This is a genomic window from Butyrivibrio sp., from assembly GCF_015056685.1.
Taxonomy (GTDB): domain Bacteria; phylum Bacillota; class Clostridia; order Lachnospirales; family Lachnospiraceae; genus Butyrivibrio.
The window spans coordinates 50,886-72,413 of record NZ_SVFW01000001.1; the positions used below are offsets into that span (position 1 = coordinate 50,886).

The 21,528-nt window shown below is 37.4% G+C and carries 18 protein-coding genes; 1 reads left to right on the forward strand and 17 read right to left on the reverse strand.

Translation table 11 applies throughout. The annotated features are described in order from the left end of the window. Positions 1 to 50: 50 nt before the first annotated feature. The 8 genes from E7303_RS00220 to E7303_RS00255 all read right to left on the reverse strand — a co-directional run bounded on the left by E7303_RS00220 (position 51) and on the right by E7303_RS00255 (position 10,138). Positions 51 to 1,121: a S66 family peptidase gene (locus E7303_RS00220; RefSeq protein ID WP_292143297.1), complete on the reverse strand. Its 1,071-nt coding sequence runs from the start codon at positions 1,119 to 1,121 to the stop codon at positions 51 to 53. Between the two features lie 20 nt (positions 1,122 to 1,141). Continuing rightward, complete coding sequence (locus tag E7303_RS00225) at positions 1,142 to 2,245, reverse strand: class II aldolase/adducin family protein (RefSeq protein ID WP_292143298.1); 1,104 nt, start codon at positions 2,243 to 2,245, stop codon at positions 1,142 to 1,144. Between the two features lie 25 nt (positions 2,246 to 2,270). Further along, entirely contained in the window at positions 2,271 to 3,515 is a 1,245-nt protein-coding gene (locus E7303_RS00230; protein WP_292143299.1) for a glutamate-5-semialdehyde dehydrogenase, read from the reverse strand. 76 nt (positions 3,516 to 3,591) lie between these two features. Then, a complete protein-coding gene (locus E7303_RS00235) occupies positions 3,592 to 5,151 on the reverse strand; it encodes a response regulator transcription factor (RefSeq protein ID WP_292143300.1) in 1,560 nt (519 codons plus the stop codon). Between the two features lie 6 nt (positions 5,152 to 5,157). Further along, a complete protein-coding gene (locus tag E7303_RS00240; protein WP_292143408.1) occupies positions 5,158 to 6,948 on the reverse strand; it encodes a sensor histidine kinase in 1,791 nt (596 codons plus the stop codon). An 8-nt stretch (positions 6,949 to 6,956) separates the two neighbouring features. Next, the gene (locus E7303_RS00245; RefSeq protein WP_292143301.1) at positions 6,957 to 7,796 is read right to left on the reverse strand and encodes a carbohydrate ABC transporter permease; all 840 of its coding nucleotides are present in this window, start codon (positions 7,794 to 7,796) and stop codon (positions 6,957 to 6,959) included. Beyond that, positions 7,786 to 8,706: a carbohydrate ABC transporter permease gene (locus tag E7303_RS00250; protein ID WP_292143302.1), complete on the reverse strand. Its 921-nt coding sequence runs from the start codon at positions 8,704 to 8,706 to the stop codon at positions 7,786 to 7,788. The genes E7303_RS00245 and E7303_RS00250 overlap by 11 nt, the downstream gene beginning before the upstream one ends. 70 nt (positions 8,707 to 8,776) lie before the next feature. Continuing rightward, the gene (locus E7303_RS00255; protein WP_292143303.1) at positions 8,777 to 10,138 is read right to left on the reverse strand and encodes an ABC transporter substrate-binding protein; all 1,362 of its coding nucleotides are present in this window, start codon (positions 10,136 to 10,138) and stop codon (positions 8,777 to 8,779) included. Between the two features lie 242 nt (positions 10,139 to 10,380). Here E7303_RS00255 and E7303_RS00260 point away from each other — a divergent pair, with 242 nt between their 5' ends. After that, the gene (locus tag E7303_RS00260; RefSeq protein WP_292143304.1) at positions 10,381 to 11,409 is read left to right on the forward strand and encodes an HD-GYP domain-containing protein; all 1,029 of its coding nucleotides are present in this window, start codon (positions 10,381 to 10,383) and stop codon (positions 11,407 to 11,409) included. Positions 11,410 to 11,436: 27 nt separating this feature from the next. Here E7303_RS00260 and E7303_RS00265 read toward each other — a convergent pair whose 3' ends face one another. From E7303_RS00265 to E7303_RS00305, 9 genes are all read right to left on the reverse strand, one after another. Further along, the gene (locus E7303_RS00265) at positions 11,437 to 12,876 is read right to left on the reverse strand and encodes a GGDEF domain-containing protein (RefSeq protein ID WP_292143305.1); all 1,440 of its coding nucleotides are present in this window, start codon (positions 12,874 to 12,876) and stop codon (positions 11,437 to 11,439) included. Between the two features lie 142 nt (positions 12,877 to 13,018). Next, complete coding sequence (locus tag E7303_RS00270; RefSeq protein ID WP_292143306.1) at positions 13,019 to 13,591, reverse strand: 5-formyltetrahydrofolate cyclo-ligase; 573 nt, start codon at positions 13,589 to 13,591, stop codon at positions 13,019 to 13,021. Then, entirely contained in the window at positions 13,572 to 14,153 is a 582-nt protein-coding gene (locus tag E7303_RS00275) for an ECF transporter S component (protein ID WP_292143307.1), read from the reverse strand. The genes E7303_RS00270 and E7303_RS00275 overlap by 20 nt, the downstream gene beginning before the upstream one ends. Next, the gene (locus E7303_RS00280; RefSeq protein ID WP_292143308.1) at positions 14,150 to 15,829 is read right to left on the reverse strand and encodes an NAD(P)/FAD-dependent oxidoreductase; all 1,680 of its coding nucleotides are present in this window, start codon (positions 15,827 to 15,829) and stop codon (positions 14,150 to 14,152) included. The genes E7303_RS00275 and E7303_RS00280 overlap by 4 nt, the downstream gene beginning before the upstream one ends. Before the next feature lie 56 nt (positions 15,830 to 15,885). Next, positions 15,886 to 17,118 carry an aminoacetone oxidase family FAD-binding enzyme gene (locus E7303_RS00285; RefSeq protein ID WP_292143309.1) on the reverse strand — a complete coding sequence of 411 codons (1,233 nt, stop codon included), beginning with the start codon at positions 17,116 to 17,118 and terminating at the stop codon, positions 15,886 to 15,888. 2 nt (positions 17,119 to 17,120) lie between these two features. Next, a complete protein-coding gene (locus tag E7303_RS00290) occupies positions 17,121 to 18,761 on the reverse strand; it encodes a polysaccharide biosynthesis C-terminal domain-containing protein (protein ID WP_292143310.1) in 1,641 nt (546 codons plus the stop codon). Between the two features lie 17 nt (positions 18,762 to 18,778). Further along, positions 18,779 to 19,282, reverse strand: a complete 504-nt coding sequence (gene ybeY / locus E7303_RS00295) for an rRNA maturation RNase YbeY (RefSeq protein WP_292143311.1) — start codon at positions 19,280 to 19,282, stop codon at positions 18,779 to 18,781. Continuing rightward, positions 19,263 to 20,477 carry a hypothetical protein gene (locus E7303_RS00300; protein ID WP_292143312.1) on the reverse strand — a complete coding sequence of 405 codons (1,215 nt, stop codon included), beginning with the start codon at positions 20,475 to 20,477 and terminating at the stop codon, positions 19,263 to 19,265. Before E7303_RS00300 ends, ybeY begins: the two co-directional genes overlap by 20 nt. Next, positions 20,477 to 21,514 carry a PhoH family protein gene (locus tag E7303_RS00305; RefSeq protein WP_292143313.1) on the reverse strand — a complete coding sequence of 346 codons (1,038 nt, stop codon included), beginning with the start codon at positions 21,512 to 21,514 and terminating at the stop codon, positions 20,477 to 20,479. Before E7303_RS00305 ends, E7303_RS00300 begins: the two co-directional genes overlap by 1 nt. Positions 21,515 to 21,528: the final 14 nt, after the last annotated feature.

A 21,528-nucleotide genomic window follows, 5' to 3' on the forward strand; every position in this document is an offset into this window, starting at 1 on the left:
TATTATAGTGTTTGTTTACTTTATTGCGTATAAATATTTCCTAAACAGAATTAATTTTCTATGTACTTGATTCTTAAGTCATTTCCCTTTGCGGACACAATTGCTTCTGCCCCCATGATTACAGGAAGCATGGGAGAAATATGTCCAATATCAGCGTCCATTATGATAGGAACACCAAAGCCTTCCAAAATATCAGTTACAGCGTTGTATTCATCAACTCCTGTAAATTCTTCGCCTCTTGCTCCTCTTGCCCTTCCGATGATAAAGCCCTTTGCATCATCAAACCATCCAGCTTCTCTGAGGTTCCAAAGCGCTCTTCTGTATGACATAACATTAAGATCGCATTCTTCCAATACCCAGATTATATTCTTGTGCTCTTTCTTAAACTCCTTCATATTGTCAAACCTGGTACCAACAAGGTCAAAGAGCACATCAAGGCAACCGCCAAGAAGTATTCCTTCACACTTAAGTTCTTTATCCTCCCCCACTTTCACAGCCTTCTTGCTACTGCAGTCAAAAGAACTCAATATCTTTTTCTGGTTAAGATCGTAGGTCATGAGTTTATCGTAATCTATAGGAGCATCAGGATCAGATGGCTCATCGCTATAGGAATACATATCATAGCCCTTAAAATCTGTCTTTGTTCCTTCCAAAAGTGCGAAAGCATCATTTTCTGTATCCTCCCAGGTTTTACCATAGCCGTTTATGCAAGGTCCATAGATTCCCATTGTCCCGGATATAGTTACAAGAGGAAAAATAAAATGAGTATTATCTGAATAGCCTATATACCACTTGGGTTTACAGTTCTTAAGCTCTTCAAAATCTACGTAAGTGATGGTTTCGTTCATAAGTTCTCCACCACCGGCAGATATAATGGCATCTATGGCATCTGATTTGTAAAACTCCATAAGTTCAGCACTTGTGACTTTTGGGTCTGTACTTATTCCCTTACCATCGCCCATTCGTGCCGTCTTGCCTTCTATGATGTTATAGCCTCTCTCTTTTAGATTTTTTATGGCTATATCAATAAGAACACTATATGGTTCTGTTGCTGCTCCAAAAGAAGGTGCTGTTATTCCTATCGTATCTCCTTTTTTGATACTTTCCGGCCTTCTGATCATTTTATGCGCTGCCTTTCAATTTATTTTTTTACAATTTCTGATCTCTTTGAGTAAGATTTTCTGTAAAATCTATTCATCTTTATGCATTCTAAAAGTGACAAAAAGTGCCCTTCGCCATGCCTCATTACAGCGACATGAGCAATGCAGCCCTTATCAAGAACATCTGCCACATCCATGGCATCGTCATAAGAAGCGCCAAGGCAGTATGCTCCATCATATAGTGAAAAGACAACATTGACGTTCTTTTTAATATTGTGATAGCTCATACCGTCTTTGCCATGTTCATTGCTTGGGACCTTTACGCTTACGCCAATAAGCTGCGCAAAGTCATACAAAAGAGGCCGCATATGATTGGCGCGTCTTGATACTGTCATGACAGCTTCCGACTTGTTGTGAATGATGTATTTTACATCTTTCCTCTTGGCATAAATAAGCTCATGGATATGCCTTACACGCTTAGGAGTATCAGGAATATCATAAACTATCTCACCATTTTCAAGATGAGAATTAAAGCCAAACTCAACGCCATGTTTAATATCTGTCTTGCAGACATCAATAAGGAAATTGTTGCAGGCAACTTCCATTTTTTCTGCTTCATAAATAGCTTCTTTTGAATTCTTACCAAAGCACAGTGTTCCATGGTTAGCCATAATAAATCCATTGCAATCAGGGAACTTTTTTATGGCTTTAACTGTATTTTCAACAAGCTTTTCACTTCCGGGAAGGGCAAAAGCTGCGACAGGGATCTCAACATCCTCATCATCAAGATATGAAAATACTTTCTTAATTCCAAGTGTTCCCACACAAGAGGCGTAAACCTGATGTGTATGAATAATAAAATCTACATCTTCTCTTTCTTTATAGCAAGCTGCATGAACACACTTTTCTGTAGAAGGTAAAATATCTCCCTCATAAGAGAGATCGTCAATATTTACCTTTACTATCATATCCGCAGTAAGATCTTCATATTTGATACCGCTTGGTGTTATCAAAAAGCTCTTGTCATCAATCCTCTGACTTACATTTCCCCAAGTTCTAACAAGAAGCCCTATTTCATGAAGCTCTCGTGCAACTTCAATAATATGCTTCTTTGCTTCTAATATTTCCTCATTACCCTGTAACATAAAAAAACCCGCTCCTTCTTATGCCTTATTTTCTAGTCTGACCATTTCCATAGATCTGGTACTTATAGGAAGTAAGCTCTTTTAGCCCCATTGGTCCCCTTGCATGGAGTTTCTGTGTACTAATCCCTATTTCAGCTCCAAAACCAAATTCAAAGCCATCTGTAAATCTTGTGGATGCATTAACATAAACACATGCTGCATCAACAAGTGCCAAAAACTTATCTGCTGTTTCCTTATTTTCAGTGATGATCGACTCCGAATGCCCTGTGCCATATTTATTTATATGATCAATTGCCTCGTCAACACTATTTACAGACTTAACAGAAATAATGTAATCAAGATACTCTTTTCCGAAGTCCTCTTCTGTTGCATCAATGGCAAAAGACAAATATGCCTTACTTGGCTTATCTGCCCTGACTTCAACAGAGTGTTCTTTCATGGCCTTTTCAAATTCTGGAAGGAACTTCTCCATAATATCTTCATGAACGATAAGTGATTCTGCCGCATTACACACGCCAATTCTCTGTGTCTTAGCATTGATTATGATTGGAATTGCCTTCTGGATATCAGCATCCTTATCAACATATATATGGCAGTTACCTGTTCCTGTCTCAATAACAGGAATATTGGAGTTCTCTACAACCGCTCTTATAAGTCCTGCGCTTCCTCTTGGAATCAGAACATCAACGTATTCTTTCATCTTCATGAAATCAGTTGTAACCTGTCTGTCTGTAGCTTCTATGAGCTGAATGGCATCTGATGTAATACCAAGGCTTTGAAGTGTGTTTCTGATAGAATTTGTAATTGCAATATTGCTGTTTATAGCATCACTTCCACCCTTCAGAATAGTCACGTTGCCTGACTTAAAAGTAAGAGCAAATGCATCAGCTGTAACATTTGGACGTGATTCATAAATAATTCCAACAACACCAAGTGGAACTCTAATCTTTTTTATCTTAAGGCCATTTGGTCTCTCAAAATGTTCAATTTCCTGCCCTATAGGGTCTTCAAGTGCGGATACTTCTCTGATGCCTTCAGCCATAGCTTCTACTCTTTTTTCATCGAGTTTTAGCCTGTCTAAAAGCCCTTGATTCATGCCATTTTTTTCACCATTTTCATAATCGATGCGGTTTGCTTCAAGTATCTTGGCACAATCTTTAATAAGACCATCTGCAACCGCCAAAAGAGCCCCATTTTTTTCTTTTGTTGAAAGTTTTATCATTGCTGGCTTTGCAGCCTTCGCATTTTTACAAATATCAAATAATACCATAGCTCCTCCACTTCTAAGATCAAGTAATCAGAAAATTTCGTTATTTAAAATAATACCACAAATGGCTTAAAATACACTACTCTTTGCTCATACTACGTGGAGAATTTCCATAATATTTTTTGAACACATTTGAAAAATAGCTTACATCGCTATAACCAACTTTTTCTGCGATCAAAGACAGTTTTTCATCTGTAGCAGTGATCAGTCTTTTTGCCTCCTGCATACGTACCTGCGTTATATATTCAGAAAGTGTCATATTCATTTCACTTTTGAACATCTTTCTGAGATAAGTCTGGTTAACACAAAGCACTTCTGATATGTCAGCAACTGACAACTCGCTGTTTATATAGTTTTGTTCTATATATTCCTTTGCAGAAAGCGCAACGTCCCTTGACTTGGACTTTTTCTTATCCTTTTCAAATTCAATCCTCTTTTTAAAAAGATATATCACTTTATCCTTCATTTCATCAGAACCTATCGATCCGGAAAAAAAGTCTTCAGGTGAAAAACCATCGCCATAAATCTTCTCTATTGAAAATCCCGAATTGATAATGTTAGTCATAAGTACGCTGAGAGCACTGCTTATAATATTCATATCCGAGATAACGTGGCCATCTTTTGAGGAACGCGCTTCTCTAATATGCTGCCACATCGTATTGATAACATTTTCAACGTCATCTGATAAGAGATTTTCAATATCCTTATTGAGCCTGAAGATTGCGTCAAGTGAAGTAAAAATAAGTGGCTCTGACTCTTCTCTAAGGTCTATAAGTTTTCCATGTCCCTTGACCATCACTGTTCCAAGCGCTCTTTCATAGGCCTTTTTTACACCTTTTAGCTCATCAGCCCTTGAAAGAACTATTGTAATATCAAAGCCAAGCTGGTTCTTTACTACATCGATAATATCTGTAAACTCATATCCCTTGAAACTAGTGATATCAAAAGCTCTATTGAAGCGCATGAGAATAATAATGTTATTTTCAAAATCATTAAAAATCTTTACTTCACCATCTATATCGAGTTTATCCTCAAGCATTTTTGCAATGAGGCGCTCCCAGTTCATTAGTTCTTCCCTTGAACTGTTATTATTTATATCACCGTCAAATTTAACCAGTCCCAGCAAATATCCTGCCCCGGAACCCCATCCAAATATCTTCTCTTCAATCTCATTTGAATGCTCAGAATCTGATATCCCGGCATATATAAGAGCTTTGAGCTCATCTGTCAAAACGTAATCATCTCTAAGAGAGTTCTCTACAGCTTTTCCTATGTTATCCTGTAGCTTTAAAAGACTAAGGATCAGTTCTTCTTTTTCAAAAGGCTTTACTATATAATCGCAAACACCGATCTTTACGGCTTTTCTTGCATATTCAAATTCATTATTTCCTGTTATCAGAACTACTGCAGTGTCAGGATAATCTTTAATGATCTTTTCAGAAAGCTCAAGCCCGTTTAGGTATGGCATAGTTATATCTGTTAGAACTACATCAGGAAGATATTCCTCCATCTTTTGCAGTGCTTCTCTGCCATCATGGGCTTCGCAGCAGATTTCAAAACCATATGCATTCCAGTCAATGCAGCCTCTTAAATACTCCAAAAAAATAGGCATATCATCGACAATCATAATCTTATTCAAAACAATTTACCTCTTTTCGCTTACGTCAGGTATCCTGATTGTAAAAGTCGTCCCCTGATCTTTTTGGCTGTCAACGCTAAGGCCATACTCATCACCAAAGTATAATCTAAGCCTGTGATCAACACTATATACACCAAAATGCTTTCTGTCCGCATCTTCAGGTATCTCATTTTTCTTTAGATTTTCCTGCATGGATAAAAGTTTCTCAGCATCAATACCAACTCCGTCATCTGTTACATAGAGTTTTATAGTGTCTTTGTTTTTATGTCCTGTTATAGTGATCTTGCCCCAGTCTTCCTTGTACTTAAGTCCGTGGTAAATTGCATTTTCTACCAGAGGCTGAAGCGTCATCTTAGGAATATTAATTCCAAATAGCTCTTTAGGAATATCAAAATCATACTTAAACTTATCTCCATATCGCATGGTCTGAAGATCAAGATAATCCCTTGTTATCTGAATCTCCCTTTCAATACTGACAATCTCTTCACTGCCGGATAAAGAATTCTTATAGTAGTTAGCTAGTTTTTGAGTGACTCTTGCAGCTTCTTTTGACCTGTTCATCTCAATAAGCATTATGATAATATCCAAAGTATTATATAGAAAATGAGGCTTTACCTGTTCCTGGATCAAGGCTAGCTCATATTCTCTTTTCTTTTTAGCCTCTTCATCCACCTGATTTAGGAGTTCTAAATTCCTCTGAGTCATATAATTAAAGATTCTTCCAAGTCTTCCTATCTCATCCCTTGTCTTAAACCTGAACCTGTAGCTCATATCACCCTCGGCTATCTGCTGGGCTCCGTCATGCAATATCTTAAGAGGCCTTGTTATTATATTGGTTGAGAAAACAACTGACAAAAGAAGCAGAACAGCAGAAATAGAACCTGTAGTAAGCAAAATAAACCAAAGGTCCTTACCTGTCACATTAAACTTGTTTAAATTTGTGATCCCAACAACCGTCCACTTGAATTCATCAATTGTATCTTTTGCCATAAGATATGTCTCACCGCCATACTTTAAGCGTTCCTTAGGACTTTTGATCAGGCTACTTAAAAAATCTTTATCAGAATAGAACTGCTCTTTACTGTCGCTTTCAGAAATACAGTTTCCCAATGTATCATAAAGAAAATAATAGCTTATCTCACTTTGCGAAGATTCAATAAGATAATCCTTGTCCATATTCACGAAAAGATATCCTATAGGGCTTCCTGTCACAATATTTATGACATGTTTTCCCATTGTTACTATCTCTTTGTCATCCCTGTTCATGATGTTTTCAGCCTGATCCATCATTACAGTTTTACCGCCCATATCCTTTAAATATGATATGTACTCCGAAGCCATTATCTTATCCTTTATATCTTCAAGCTTGGGATCGCTTGAGTAAAATCGCCCTTCAGAGTCAATAAAAACAATAGATGATATTCCATTATAAATAAGCAGTGATTGGGAAAGCTGCGATGTTATCCTGGCATCCCTTGTTACCTGCTTCATGATCCTTTCATTATAGAAATTACTAAACTCGATCGTCAGATTATTTGAGCAAAGCTCGCCATTTTTCAAAACAGATGTGATCCTGTCCGACATGATCCTGATATTTTCTTCAATCTGTTTTTCTGCTCTTTGCATAATTGCTCTGTTATAAAAAATAAGCATCAAAACAGTAAGTAGCACTATTGGTATTAGTGCTACTACAACTGTCATTGATGCTATTTTATACTTTATTGACATGTTGCGGGCTTTATCCTTACCGGAAAGCTTCCTGTCAGAATGCTGCCTCTCCATGTCCTTTAATGTCATATTCAAGATTAACCCTTTACTGCTCCTCCGATAGTCATGGCACTTTCCACCTGCTCAGAGAAGATAGAATAAACTATGATCGCAGGGAATGATGCAATAACCATTGTAGCACCCATTCCGCCCCAGTCTGTAGTAAACTCGCCCTGGAAGAACAACACTCCAAGAGGAAGTGTTTTAAGCTCAGGAATACTTCCAACTACAACATTGGCAAGAATGAATTCATTCCATGCATTTAGGAAAATATATATTACAAGCGTAACTGTAGCCGGCCTTACAAGTGGCTCTATGATCTTGAAAAATGTCTGATAGATATTGGCTCCATCCATACATGCAGCCTCTTCAAGCTCCATAGGTATTCCTTTAAAGAAGCCATAGTATACCATGCAGGCAAATGCAAGATTTATAGCTATATAAGGGAAAATTAAGGACCATCTTGTTCCCATAAGATTGAATCTCTGGACAACCTTAACTACAGGAATCATGATCGCCTGTACGGGAATAAACATTCCAAGTCCCAAAAATAACCTTGTAAAAGTTCTTCCCTTCCAAATCATTCTACTTGTTGCATAGGAAAATAGCAATGCACAAAAAATTGTAATAACTACTGTTCCTACAGATACAAGAAGTGAATTTAAAAAGTATAATGGCACATCATATTTAGTCCATGCAGTTATGTAATTTTCGTAATGTAATGGCCATGGAAATCCAAATGGATTTGTGACAAATATTTCCTGATTGGTCTTAAATGAATAAAAAAGCATCCATATAAGCGGATATAATGAAAAAGCTGCATATATCCAACAAAACAGTACAAAAACTTTATGTAAAATACTTTTATTAGTTTCCATATGACAGCCTCCTCTTCTTTGATTTTTCTTCCTCTTTTAGCTGATTTTTTTCTCTGAAAATAAAATTGATCAAAAGCATAACAAGCATACACTCGATAACCATGACTGATGCAGATGCAAGACCATATCCGTAATCAGACTTCTTAAATGCTGCATTATACATCATGTATGTAAGCGTAAACGTGGATTTATTGGGGCCACCGCCTGTCAGAATGTTCATTTCAGTAAATGCCTTAATACCACCAGTCAGGGATATGATCAGGCAAAACTTATATGTTTCCGCAAGAAGAGGTATCGTGATCTTCATATGTGCTTTTACATTTGAGCATCCATCTATTTTGGCAGCTTCATAATAATCTGCCGGTATTGATTTGATTCCTGCAACAATAAGTGCAAACTGATAGCCCATCCACTGCCATGCATTTACAAATGCAATAACATAGATTGCCTTATATCTGTCTCCTAACCAGTTTTGAGTATAGTCAGAACCAAATGTCTCAAACAATTTATTCAAAAGTCCCTGGCCACTTAAAATCGCGCTCCACAACTGACAAACAACGGTTACTGACAGGATTACAGGGATGAAATAAGCAACTCTCAAAAACTTTCTGCCCTTCATCTTTTTGTCAGAGATTGTTATGGCAAATACTGTTGCAAAAAACATCTGATACAGGGTTATGATAACTGCAAAAATAAGCTGATTTCTGTTAGATGTATAAAAAACTCTATCATTAAAAAGGTCTATGTAATTCTTCAAACCCAGAAATGTCGGTGTTGTAAGACCATTCCAGTCAGTGAAACTGTAAGCAAAAACCTGAATGATCGGAAAAAAATCAAAGATTATAAAAATTGCAAGTGCAGGTAAAACAAATAGAAATATTGCAAGCTTGTTGCCCATGTATTTTTTCATGGTGGTTCTCCCTTATCATAAAATCAGGCGGCCATAGTAAGCCGCCTGGTTTATCAAGTTTTGATAATAATTATTCCATCACGTCTTTCATATCTGCAATGAACTCATCTGCTGTAAACTGACCTGAAACAAGTCCCTGTGACTCAGACTGTATTCCATCGTTAAATGTTGAATTTGTAAGTCCCCATGTGAACTTTGTTGTTGCTGTGATTGAAGGAAGTGTATCTGAAAGCTTCTTCATCATTGCAGGATACTCAGAATCTGGTTCTTTGCCTGTATCAAGAGCAACAAGTGGATTATGTCTGTACATAACCTTTGCTTCGCAGTACTTCTCTGTGATAAACTCTGCTACTTCTGCTGCGAGCTCAGCATTCTCTGAATCAGGGTTAACTGCAAATCCAGATGCACTTCCGCCGCCTGAGAATACGCTCTTACCAGCTTCATAAGAAGCTTCATCTGCTGCAGGATAGAACATCCAGTCAACATTCTCGCCAAGAGCAGCTGTTGCATCTTCAATATACCACTGACCATTTATGAACATTGCAGCATTTCCTGAAAGAAACATCTCAGATGCCTGATCGTAATTTGTTGTTGTTGCTGAATCCTGGAAAAGACCTGCTGCAACAAGTTCTTCCAATGTCTTTGCTGCTGTAAGGTAAGCTTCATCAGTGATGCTTGCTGTTCCCTCATCAAGTGCCTTAATACCGCCCTCTGTGTATCTTGTAGCTACAACATCATAAGCAGCTGTTGTGTTCCAGCCTTCCTGTCCAAAAAGTGCAAGAGGAGTAATTCCCTTTGACTTAAATACTTCAATACAATTCTTTAATTCATCATATGTCTTTGGAACTTCAAGGCCATTTTCTTCAAAGAGAGCCTTGTTGTAATACCAGAGCACATATTCCTGACCAGAGAATGGGAATGCGTAGATATTTCCATCATCTGCATATGCAAGATCCTTATTTGCTTCATAAAGCTTATCAAGGAAGCCTGTTGACTTTGCAACATCATTTAATACCATGATCTGATTTGACTCGCGGAAAGTATTGATAATATCAGTACTTGCCTGGTAAATATCAGGTAACTGTCCTGTAGCTGCAAGAGTTTTAAGTGTCTGTCCGTCATCCTGAGCCTGAACAATAAGATTAAGCTCAACATTAGGATATGCTTCTTTAAGCTGCTCTACTGCAAAATCATATGGAACTTTTGTATCGTCATCTGCATACTGTGTGTAAATTGAAAGTGTAACCTTCTCCCCTGGCTCCTGAGCCTCGGCCTGAGTATTTTCTGCCTCAGCAGTAGCTTCAGCTGTAGCAGCCTCACTTGGTGCTTCGCTCTGAGTCTCTGTAGTTGTTTGTGCGCTCTGCCCACAGCCAATAATTGTTGTAGCCGCAACTGTAGCGCAAAGCAGAGAACTTAAAATCTTCTTTTTCATAATAATTCCCTTCCCTTCTCTAAATGGCTTCCCTTGGGGAAACTCATATATTGATTACAGTATTCAGTATAAGAAATAATAATCTCTAAAAAAATGAAATATTCAAAATTCTTTTTGTAAAAATCGAAATACCAAAAAGCTATTTTTTAATTATTTTTTACAAACTATTTATACTCGTAATAATGGCTAGATGTTATCATTAAAAAGAAGGCGTGACAAATGCATTTATCATGGAGCATGCGATGGCTTACAAGATTGTTGTTGTAGATGACGATCCGGCAATGATAGCCGCAATACGTAATATTCTAATAAGTGCTGATATGAAAGCAATTCCAATGACATCCGGAAGGGTTCTTCTGGATTTTATTGAGATGCAAACAGCAGACCTTATCCTTCTTGATGTTATCATGCCTGAAATGGACGGTCTTGATACTCTCACTGCTCTACGCCAAAAGGAAAAAAAACTTGGAAAAAGAGAGATTCCTGTTATCTTTTTAACTGCCGAAGACAACAGATACATAGAGACAAAAGCTCTTGAGCTTGGTGCAATGGACTTTATAAAAAAGCCCTTTGTTCCTGAGATCCTGACTCTTCGTGTAAGTCGCTGTATAGAACTTATAAAGCTGCAAAATGAGCTAGAAAAAGAAGTAAAAAGAAAGACAAGAGAAAATGAACAGCTCTTTTTGGGGATTGTTGAAAGTCTTGCCGCTGCTATAGATGCAAAAGACACTTATACAAATGGCCACTCTGTAAGAGTCGCAGAATATTCAAAAGAAATCGCCAAAAGAGCCGGTTACGACGAAGACATGCAGCAAAGGATATATATCACAGGTCTTCTGCATGACGTAGGTAAAATAGGTGTTCCAGATGCAATCATCAACAAGGAAGGTAAGCTTGATGATATCGAATACTCTATTATCAAATCTCATCCGGAAAAAGGCTCAACTATTTTAAGAAACATAAAGGACATGCCTGAGCTTACGATTGGTGCAAGATGGCATCATGAGAGATATGATGGAAAAGGTTATCCTGAAGGCCTTGCCGGTGATAAAATACCTGAAGAAGCCAGGATCATTGCTGTGGCAGATTCCTACGACGCCATGACGAGTAACAGAAGCTACAGACGCGGAATGCCCCAGGAAAAAGTAAGAGCAGAGATTGAAAAAGGTAAAGGTACACAGTTTGACCCGTATTTTGCAGACATTATGCTTCAGATGATCGACGAAGATAAAAACTATGAAATGCGTGAAAAAGGCGATGGAGATGCCTGATCTTCAATCGCCTTTTTTATTTTCAAATTAGTTTCTTGCAGCCTTTGATTCCATTTTGTCTTCATACATAAGCTTATCAGCTCTTTTAAATACATCGTTCATAGAAGAATCCTTATCCTTGTCAAATACAGCCATTCCAATTGCTGCCGAGTATTTTTCCCAAGGTTCCCGGCTATCGTCTTCCATAAACAATTTGAAAGCAATCTTAAGCTCCTCTAAAAGTTTCTCCCTGTTTTCGTAATCTCTATTTTCCAAAAGAACAACAAACTCATCTCCTCCTATACGAAATACCGGGGAATGGTCGTAAGTAATGCAGATCTGATGACAAGCACCAAAAATATAGTCATTTCCATGTTCATGACCATAATTGTCATTGATTTTTTTCAAATTATTAAGATCAATCATGATAATTCCAAATCTGGCAATTCCTTTAGAAATATCCTCGTTTACACGTATTTCAGTTTTATCGTACCAAGCCTTGTTTTTCACATGGGTAAGAGCATCCTGATAAGCCAGTATATCCATATGACTTACCTGACTCTTCATATCTTCGACTTTTCCTTCAGCATCAATTACATTTTTTACATATGTTCTCATATCCTGAGACATCTGATTGACAGCATCTGAAAGAGATTCTACTTCATTTTTGGTATGAATTCCCGGATCTTCATAGATTAGAAGCGTAGGATCAAGCTGATAATGACTCCTTTGAGCAAAAGAAACAACACTCTTTTCAAGCTTTCTAATAGGTTCTGTAATATTGCGGTTCATCCATAAAAGAAACAGCACAAAAAACATTGCACCTAAAAAGGCAATCAGGACAATATTTGCTGCTGTATAATTCTGAATGGCACGCTCTACGTCTTCAACTTCGATATCCACGCAAAGAGCTGCAAAATGCTCTCCTTTACTGTTTATAAGAGGCATCATAGCTGTATAATCATAGCCCCATGTACTGAAATTTTTAAAATAGGAAATATTGTTTAGATCAAGATAATGCTGATACCGTTCAAGTTCCTCGAGTTCATATACATCTTTAAGTATAAAGCCAAGATAGTATCCATCAGGATCTGTTTTTCTTCCCTCCGCTGTATCAGCAGATATGACATTCATCATTCCATAGTCATCACCATTCAAATATGGCTTAATTATATATAGGTAATGAATATCAAAATCCTCCATGATTGAATCCATAAAAGAAACAAGTTCTGTATATTTTTCAGATTCAATTCCTGTTTCCACACATTCCGAGAGATTTTCAATATCTATATGACTGTAAACATACTCTAAAACGTCAAGCATCCTCTTATTGTAAGACTCATATAGAGAATAATTGAATGATCTATATGTAAGTATGCTTAATACAAGACAAAGTAGTGTGATAAATGCAAGAATAAACAAAAAAATGCTGCGCTTTAACGGTCTCTTGCTTTTACTTATAAACTGATCATCTTTTTGTAAATCCATATAAACTCTCCATAATTTATCATTTTATACATAATATTATATCAATATTACATTTATATAAGTCAGTTTTATAAATACTTAAGAATTCTTTTTATAATTTTCCAAAAAAGACCTTCCATCAGCAAAGATGGAAGGTCTTTTCCTACGCATTTAATACCATATCTACCGGAATATCATGAATTTCAGAAGGAACAACTTCTATAATCTGCTCTGTAAATGCAAGAGCTACAGACATGATACCATTATATTTTGAAAGAAATCTGTCATAATAACCACCCCTGTATCCTATCCTGTTTCCCTTTTTATCAAAAGCAACACCGGGAATTATCACAAGCGTTTTTTCAGTAGGGCCCAAAAAAATCTTAGAGCTTTCATTTATCTCTGGCTCTCTTATCCCCATATAACCAGCTTTAAGATCAGAAAGCATTTCTATCTGAATAAACTCCATAACTCCATTCTTTTTATCAGTACATTTAGGACAAAATACTTTTTTCCCACTTTCAAGAGAATGCTCTATAATCCCATCAGTGATCACTTCACTTTTCATTGAAGCATAAATCAGGATATTTTCAGCATCCACATACTCTTTTAATCCAAAAAGCTTTTCAGCTATCAAACTGCTTTTTTCTTCAATTGCTTCTACTGAAAGCAGATTTCTTTTCTTTAGTACTTCTTTTCTTATTCTGTCTTTTTTATCAGCCGTTTCTTTTTGCATAATTCTTAAGCGCCACAAAAATAATAACGAAATATATGAAACCAATCAACGCAGTGATAAACTGAACTACTGAAAATGTGTACTGGAATACCGGCATTTTCTGACGAAGTGGTGACTGCTCAGGGACAAATGTTGGCAAAAGCCACAACGAAATAGTCAATCCCATAAATACAGCCTTTAAAAGTGAACACAAAACTGCTTTAATGATAAGCTTAAGGCTATTGATGCCATCCAAGTTCATTGTACCTAAATCTTTTTTCAAAATAAAATGCGTAGACACAACAAGAACAACATTCCCGAGCATGATAAATGGAATTATTGCCGGAACCACCATCATAACAGGTGAAGCCGCTATAAAGTATGCTGTTATCGGAGTAATAACAGATAAGGCGATCGCACATGGCAGATTAACAAGTGAAGCTGTGAGTAGAAGGCACGCATTTATAACCGGCCCTGTAATAAAAACACTTAAAGATTTGAAGATCTGACTTATAAGACAGATTGCCAAAAGAATCGCCGTTATCGCAATCTGCTTTGTTCCAAAAGAATTACTTTTTTTCATTTTTTACATATCCTCCCTGCCACATATTCTGCTATTTTCATTCCGTCCATCGCAGCAGACATTATGCCACCTGCATAGCCTGCGCCTTCACCACAGGGAAAAAGTCCCTTCACATTAACAGATTCCCCGTTATCCCCCCTGACTATCCTGACTGGAGAAGATGTTCTGGACTCCACACCTGATACAAGAGCATATTCGCTATTGTATCCATTAATCATTCGTCCAAATTTTTCCATACCTTGAACAAAAGCATTATTCAGATCATCCGGAAGAATCTCATGTACATTTGCAAATACATAATCTCCTTTCATGGATGGAGTGTTTTCTATCAGTTTAAAATCTTTCTGAGTCTGAACCAATGTATCATCCTCATTAGTCGAATCAGGCTCACCTGATACAGCTTCTTTAAACTTTCCATAATACTCAACAGGAATCTTGCCATTTCCTGCTTTAAAGGCCTTTTCCTCAAGGCCTCTTTGAAACTCTACACCGGAAAGTACATCATCACCGCCAAAATCTTTGGGATCAACTGTAATAATTATGGCAGAATTGGCATTTTTACTGTCACGCTTGCTATAACTCATTCCATTTACAGCAAGTCTTCCCTTCTCAGATGATGCATTGACAACAAAGCCTCCGGGGCACATACAAAACGAATAAACTCCTCTTCCGGAATCTGTAGTTGTTGTAAGCTTATATGGTGCAGGCTCCAAGGCCTTTGGATCAGCTATTTTGTACTGAGAATAATTTATCAGAGCCTGAGGATGCTCAACTCTGAATCCTACAGCGAAAGGCTTAGGATTCATTTCTACATTCTTATCCTTAAGCATATAAAATGTATCACGGGCGCTGTGACCTATTGCAAGAACAGCTTCGCTGCAAGGGATACATTCATCACCAACTTTGAGAGCTTTTATCTCACTGTCTTTTGAAACCTCGATCTCATCGACCTTTGATTCAAACCTTACTTCACCGCCCCATTTTATGATATTGTTTCTCATGTTCTTAACAACATCTCTTAATATATCAGTACCGATATGTGGTTTGGCATCATATAAAATATCTATGGGAGCGCCATTTTCTACAAATATCTTAAGTGCAGCTCTTCCTCTGCCATCCTTATCTTTGACCATGGTATTAAGTTTACCATCAGAAAAAGTTCCTGCTCCGCCTTCTCCAAACTGAACATTGGTGGTTTCGTCAAGCTCTCCGCTCTTCCAAAAATGTTCAACGATTTCTGTTCTTTTATCTACGTCAGAACCTCTTTCAAGAATTAGTGGCTTAAATCCATGTTTAGCAAGTACATATCCGCAAAAAAGTCCTGCCGGACCGGCACCTATAATAACAGGCCTAAGGTCTTCCTCCTTACCATGCTGATACTCATAAGGAAATGCATATCGTACAGGTTCAATTATAGAAACATCCTTATTCCTGCATTTCTTTACGACATCAGCTTCACTAATGTTTTTCAAAGAAACATCAACAATATAAATATGATAGATCTCCGGCTTTTTTCTGGCATCGATCGAATGCCTGATAATTTCAAAGGATTCCATATCATCCACAGAAACTCGCAGTATCTTTGCAACCTTTGCCTTTAAGACATCATTTATTGTATCGTAATCATAGCTCTTATTCTCGTCATGAATTATCTTAATCTGGTTAATTCTTATCATTTACATTTTCCTATAATCATATCATCCAAAAACACAAAATCTTTGCACAGCCAAAACTATATCGATGCCACAGTTCCTGCGATGCTACCTGAAGTAAAGGCCCATTGAAGATTGTAGCCTCCACATCTTCCATCAACATCCACAAGCTCTCCAACCACAAATATTCCGTCATGAGATATAGTGGTCATATCATCCCTCACATCACCAAGGCTTACGCCACCTGATGTAACCTGAGACTGTAAATATCCATAATTGGAATCCAGCTTAATCTTATAATTTCTGTAGCTATCAAGAATACTAAGGACCATGCTTTCAGATATGTTCTTCATTTTCATGGATCTACCCATTTTCATCTTTTTTATGATCATATCTGTAATGTAGCTATTATGAAATCCTGTTAAAAAGTCAGAAAGTGTTCTATCATCCCGAAGCCTAAGCATCTCTTTTTCCAGGGATAGATAATCATCCTCATCATAATCAGGGAAAAAGTTTACTACGGCTGTTATAGGCTTCTTTTCCTCTAACAGTCTTACAACTTTGGAACTTGCCTGCATCACAGGAATTCCTGAAATGCCATCCTTGGTTATCTGAAGCTCGCCATATTCTTTTGCAACAATTTCTGTTCCAAGTAAAAATGAAATCTCAGCAAGACTTCTGACACCGCCTTCAGGCATTATCTCTTCCGGATCAGCCTTAAATCCAACAAGAGCCGGATAAGTATCTTTAATGGAAAGCCCTAGCTTTTTGCATATATAATATCCATCTCCTGTGGACATAGTTGTTTTGGGCCCGGATAAAGAGCCTGTGGCAATAATCACCCTGTCAGCTTCATAAAATGTGTTATTTGTAATAACGCGGTACTTTTTTTCCTGCCCATCAGCAATTGGTTCAACAGATTTTAACTGTTCACCATATATCACAGTGATCCCAAGCCTTTTTATCTCATTTTCAAAAGCCTGCACAACGCTTTGCGCCTGCCCTGATAAAGGATATAAATATCCGTCTTCACTTTTTACAACTATTCCAAGTGATTTAAAAAAGCTAATAACATCTAAAACTCCATAGACAGAAAGCCACTGTTTCATTCTCTTTTCAGCGGCAGCATTATACATTTTCTCAGTCATGTTAAGGTTGGAGATATTGCACCTTCCATTACCTGTCATTGAGAGCTTTTTGCCAAGCTGATTATTCTTTTCAATTATGGTTACTGATGCACCATTTCTGGCAGCATATATAGCGGCACACATTCCTGACGCACCACCACCGGCTACAATTATTCTTCTATCCAATTTTAATCCTCTAAACTTTTTTGAACTCCAAAATTACCGGCCAGCATCATAAACACATTTCCAAATGGAATCCTGCTTATTTCTTTTGCTGTAAGGCCCCTGAAGATGATCATAAGTACAATATAAAGAACTGAATATAAAATAAGTGCAATAAACAAAGTCAATATATCTCCTATCAAATTCAGGAAAATCACATTGATGATAAAAGCAAGAAGTCCTGAAAGTGCAGAACACAAAAGCGGCACTCCTACAGTTCTTATAAATTCCTGTCTGTACTTGAGCATCTTGCAAAGTAAGAAATAGCAGACAACGTCATACAAAACAAATGAAACAATAAGTGATATAAGGATCCCATATGCACCCATATTTGTAACAATCACCAGAATAACCATCATTACAACATGGAGTATCCATGAGAGCAAAATTGAAACAAGCGCAAGTATTGCCTTTCCCATATGGTTTAGGAGCCATGAAAAGAAAATTGCTATTGGCGCAAAAACAATAAGAAGGCTTCCTAGTTCTATAAGGTAATTTGAAAGATCATTATTCTTACCAAATACAGCAATCTCAACCGTTTTGGCCATGACAAATATGAAAACCATAACCGGCACAGATAAAGCAAAGAAACTATGGGCCAGAGACTTCAATCTGTCTTTTGCACCTGTTATCTCATCTCTTTCTATGCGTGCCATTATCCTGTTCCACATTTTTATAAATGGAACGATTGCTAATATAACAAATACAGAGATCAGGCTAAGAACGCGTCCTGCGTATACTCCGTAGTTAAGTATATAATCCCCCTCTGCAGCAATTCGTTTTTGATGTATAACATAAAAAACAATATCAAAAAGGATCACCAGTGCAGGTGTAATATATAAAGGAATTATTGACCTTACGGTAATAAGGACATCATTCTTATTGTCAAGATACCTTGGTGCTCCCTGCTTTACTATTTCTTTTATCTCATTTTTCCTGAGAACAAAGCTTACAACAATTTGAATAAAGCCGGCTATGACACCAATAAGTATTCCGATCATCATTCCTGTTGAACCATAGACGCTGCTTAGTTCATTAACATGGAAAAGATTATTGACCTTAAGTCCATAGTTATAGAGAAGTGCAGATATTATAGTTCCTGATACAAGAGCACACACTGCAATAAGCACATCTGAAACAACTATTGGTTTTGTATAGCCAAGTCCCTGAAGGTAACCTCTTAAAACGCCCTGTATTGACATAAATAAAGCGCATACAGCGACTATAATGCAATGAAATAATGATCTTGTAGAACCAAAGAGAATTTCCGAGCAGTAATAACTACTGATCAAAAGTACAGCAAAAACCATTAAACCACAGACTGCAAAAATTCTAAAAGACCTTACCATATTGGTCTGGGCATTTAAATACTGTGACCTTCTGGCCCTGAGCCTTACCATTATCCAAACTGACTTTTGTACAGCGAGAATAAAAGCCAGGTATAGAATATAGAAAATGGCCATAGGCCCTGCAACAAAGCCAGCCCCCTTGTCTCCATAGATCCTAAGGGTTACGATCTCATAAATCATCATTATAAGAACTGAAAAGAAAAACATTGATGTAATAACATCCGGTCTTATTCTTTTTTCCTCAAAATACTGCTTCATACTTCTGCTCCCAAATATCAGTCCCTGGTAATTCCAAGTGCCTCTAAAACTTCTCTCTGCTTATTTTCCATTACTGCAGCTTCATCCTCTTCCATATGATCATAGCCGCATAAATGAAGCATACTGTGAGCTATAAGAAAGGCAAATTCCCTCTTTTCGCTATGCCCATACTCTTTTGCCTGCTCTCTTACCCTGTTCTCATTGACAACAATGTCCCCAAACATTATATTGCCTGTATCAGGGTTCAAAAGATCTATATTCTGCTCACCATCCATTACGGAAAAATCACCGGGATTCTCGTAACTAACATTAGGAAAAGAAAGAACATCAGTAGGTCTGTCAATTTCCCTGAATTCATTATTCATTTCCCTGATGCCTTCATCATCTGTAATTATAAGACTTATCTCGACTTCATGATCGCACCCCTCTGTCTCAAGGACCTTAGCGGCTACAAGAGTTGCGACCTCTTCTATATCAAAATCAAATTTTGCACCTACTTCATTATCTACGTAAAAAACCATAGTATAGTTTCTCCTTCTTAAGGATTTTCCTCATTTCATTAAGCTCCCTAAAGGTAACATCGTAAGCGTTAAGCTCACCGTTTTCTATTTTTTTATCTATTATTCCATCGATCAGATGATCATAGTCAATATTCACATTAGGATCTTTTTTAATAAGCAGCATTATGGTCGCAATAACTGTCTCCGACAATTGTACTGTAAGAGACTCCTTGGACCTTATTGATGCTTTTGAAGGCACCATATATTCACGTAAAAATTCAATAGCTTCAAGAGGAAAGCTGTTTTCTGTGTAATAATGTGAGACGTCATCATAGTCCATCTTTCCATCAAGAATTCCTATCCTGTGGTAATAGGAGCATGACTTAACAGCTCTGGCATTGAAGCCAAGTCCCATAGCGATTCTCTCGGAGAGGTAAGCTGTATGGATAGCCCTGTAATATTCTTCAGGATTCTTCTCTTTTAATGCCTGAAGTAGTGAGAACTCAGGATCATTGATCTCCATATACATGTCGTTGGACTTTCGGATAACATAGACACCAAACATATTAAGAAAGATCAAAAGGATCAAAAGATTTAACATCAGATTAAGAATTGGCAACAAAAGTACCTTAATTCCCAGAGTTCTGTTCTGAAACAGCACATTAAAAGCCACAAGTAAAACTGCCTGCATGGTCAAAGAAATAAATGTAGGGAAAGCTATCTTCGTGTTCTCATTGAGGTCTCTGAAAACAGCTATAGCCACAGCGCCTGCAAGCACATACATGAAAAGCTCTGAAAAGCTGCCGTTTTCTTCAAGCATCACTGTCAGCATCACAAAGCTGGTACCTGATATCATTCCAATCTCATTATTTGAAAAAAGAGCCAATATCACAAAGAATGACATATATGGCCAAAACTGATCAGGAACAAGAGAAAGCACGCATGAAAGAATAAGAGTTATAACATACGCAATTATAAATCTAATTCTTTTATCATAATTATCATATGAAAAACCGCTCTTTCCTCTGCCGGCAGCGTCTAAAAGCATAAAAATAATTGTTCCTGCCATTATAAGAGAAACTATCACGTTCCGTAAAATTGCTTCATAGCTTTTGCTTAGTATAAAGGAAAATAAGCCCACTAATAAACCGGTAAGTATAAACATACCAGCATATAAAAACTCAATTTTATTGAAAGACAGTTCTTTCTTTTCCATCACTTATGAGACTTCTCCAGTTTTCTAATAGATTTTGTTTTCTGTTTATTTACTGCTTTTTTCTCATAATCCTCATATGCTTTAACTATCTTTTGAACAAGCGGATGTCTTACAACATCATTACTTGTAAGAGTGCAGAAGTCAATATCCTCAATGCCTTTAAGGACACTCTGAGCCACATCAAGTCCTGACTTAACATCCGGTGAAAGGTCCTTTTGGCTGGCATCACCTGTAATAATCACCTTTGAGCCAAATCCGATTCTTGTCAAAAACATCTTCATCTGAGCAGGAGTTGTATTCTGTGCCTCATCAAGGATAATAAACGCATTATCAAGAGTTCTTCCTCTCATATATGCAAGAGGTGCCACTTCAATAAGACCTTTTTCCATATTCTTGATGAAATTTTCCGTGCCCATTATCTGATAGAGCGCATCATACAAAGGCCTTAAATATGGATCAACCTTGCTCTGAAGGTCTCCCGGCAAAAATCCAAGCTTTTCGCCAGCCTCAATTGCTGGTCTTGTCAGAATTATGCGGCTTACTTCTTCTCTCTGAAAAGCTGTGATTGCCATCGCCATCGCAAGATATGTCTTTCCTGTTCCTGCAGGTCCAAGTCCAAATACGATCATTTTATTTCGGATCGCATCAATATACTTTTTCTGGCCAATTGTCTTGGGCTTTATAGGCTTGCCTGATATAGTATGGCAGATCACATCCTTGTCTATATCTACAAGAACATTTTCGCTATAGCGCGGCTTGGAAGAACTTTTCTCCTCTTCTTTTAGTGTTATGGCGTAATTTATTGACTGTTCCTCGATTCCGCCGCCTCTTCTATAGAGCTGAACAAGTTCTCTGATGATACTTGCCGCTTTTCCGGCGCCTTCTTTATCGCCAATGATATGAAGCTCTCCGTTTCTGTCGATTATCTCAACATGAAAACTGTCCTCAATTTTTCTGATATAGCTATCATTCTCCCCAAAAATCCCTCTCTCATCTTCTGCAGAAAGCGATAATCTAAGTTCTGTAATTTCACTCATATAAAACTAATCCC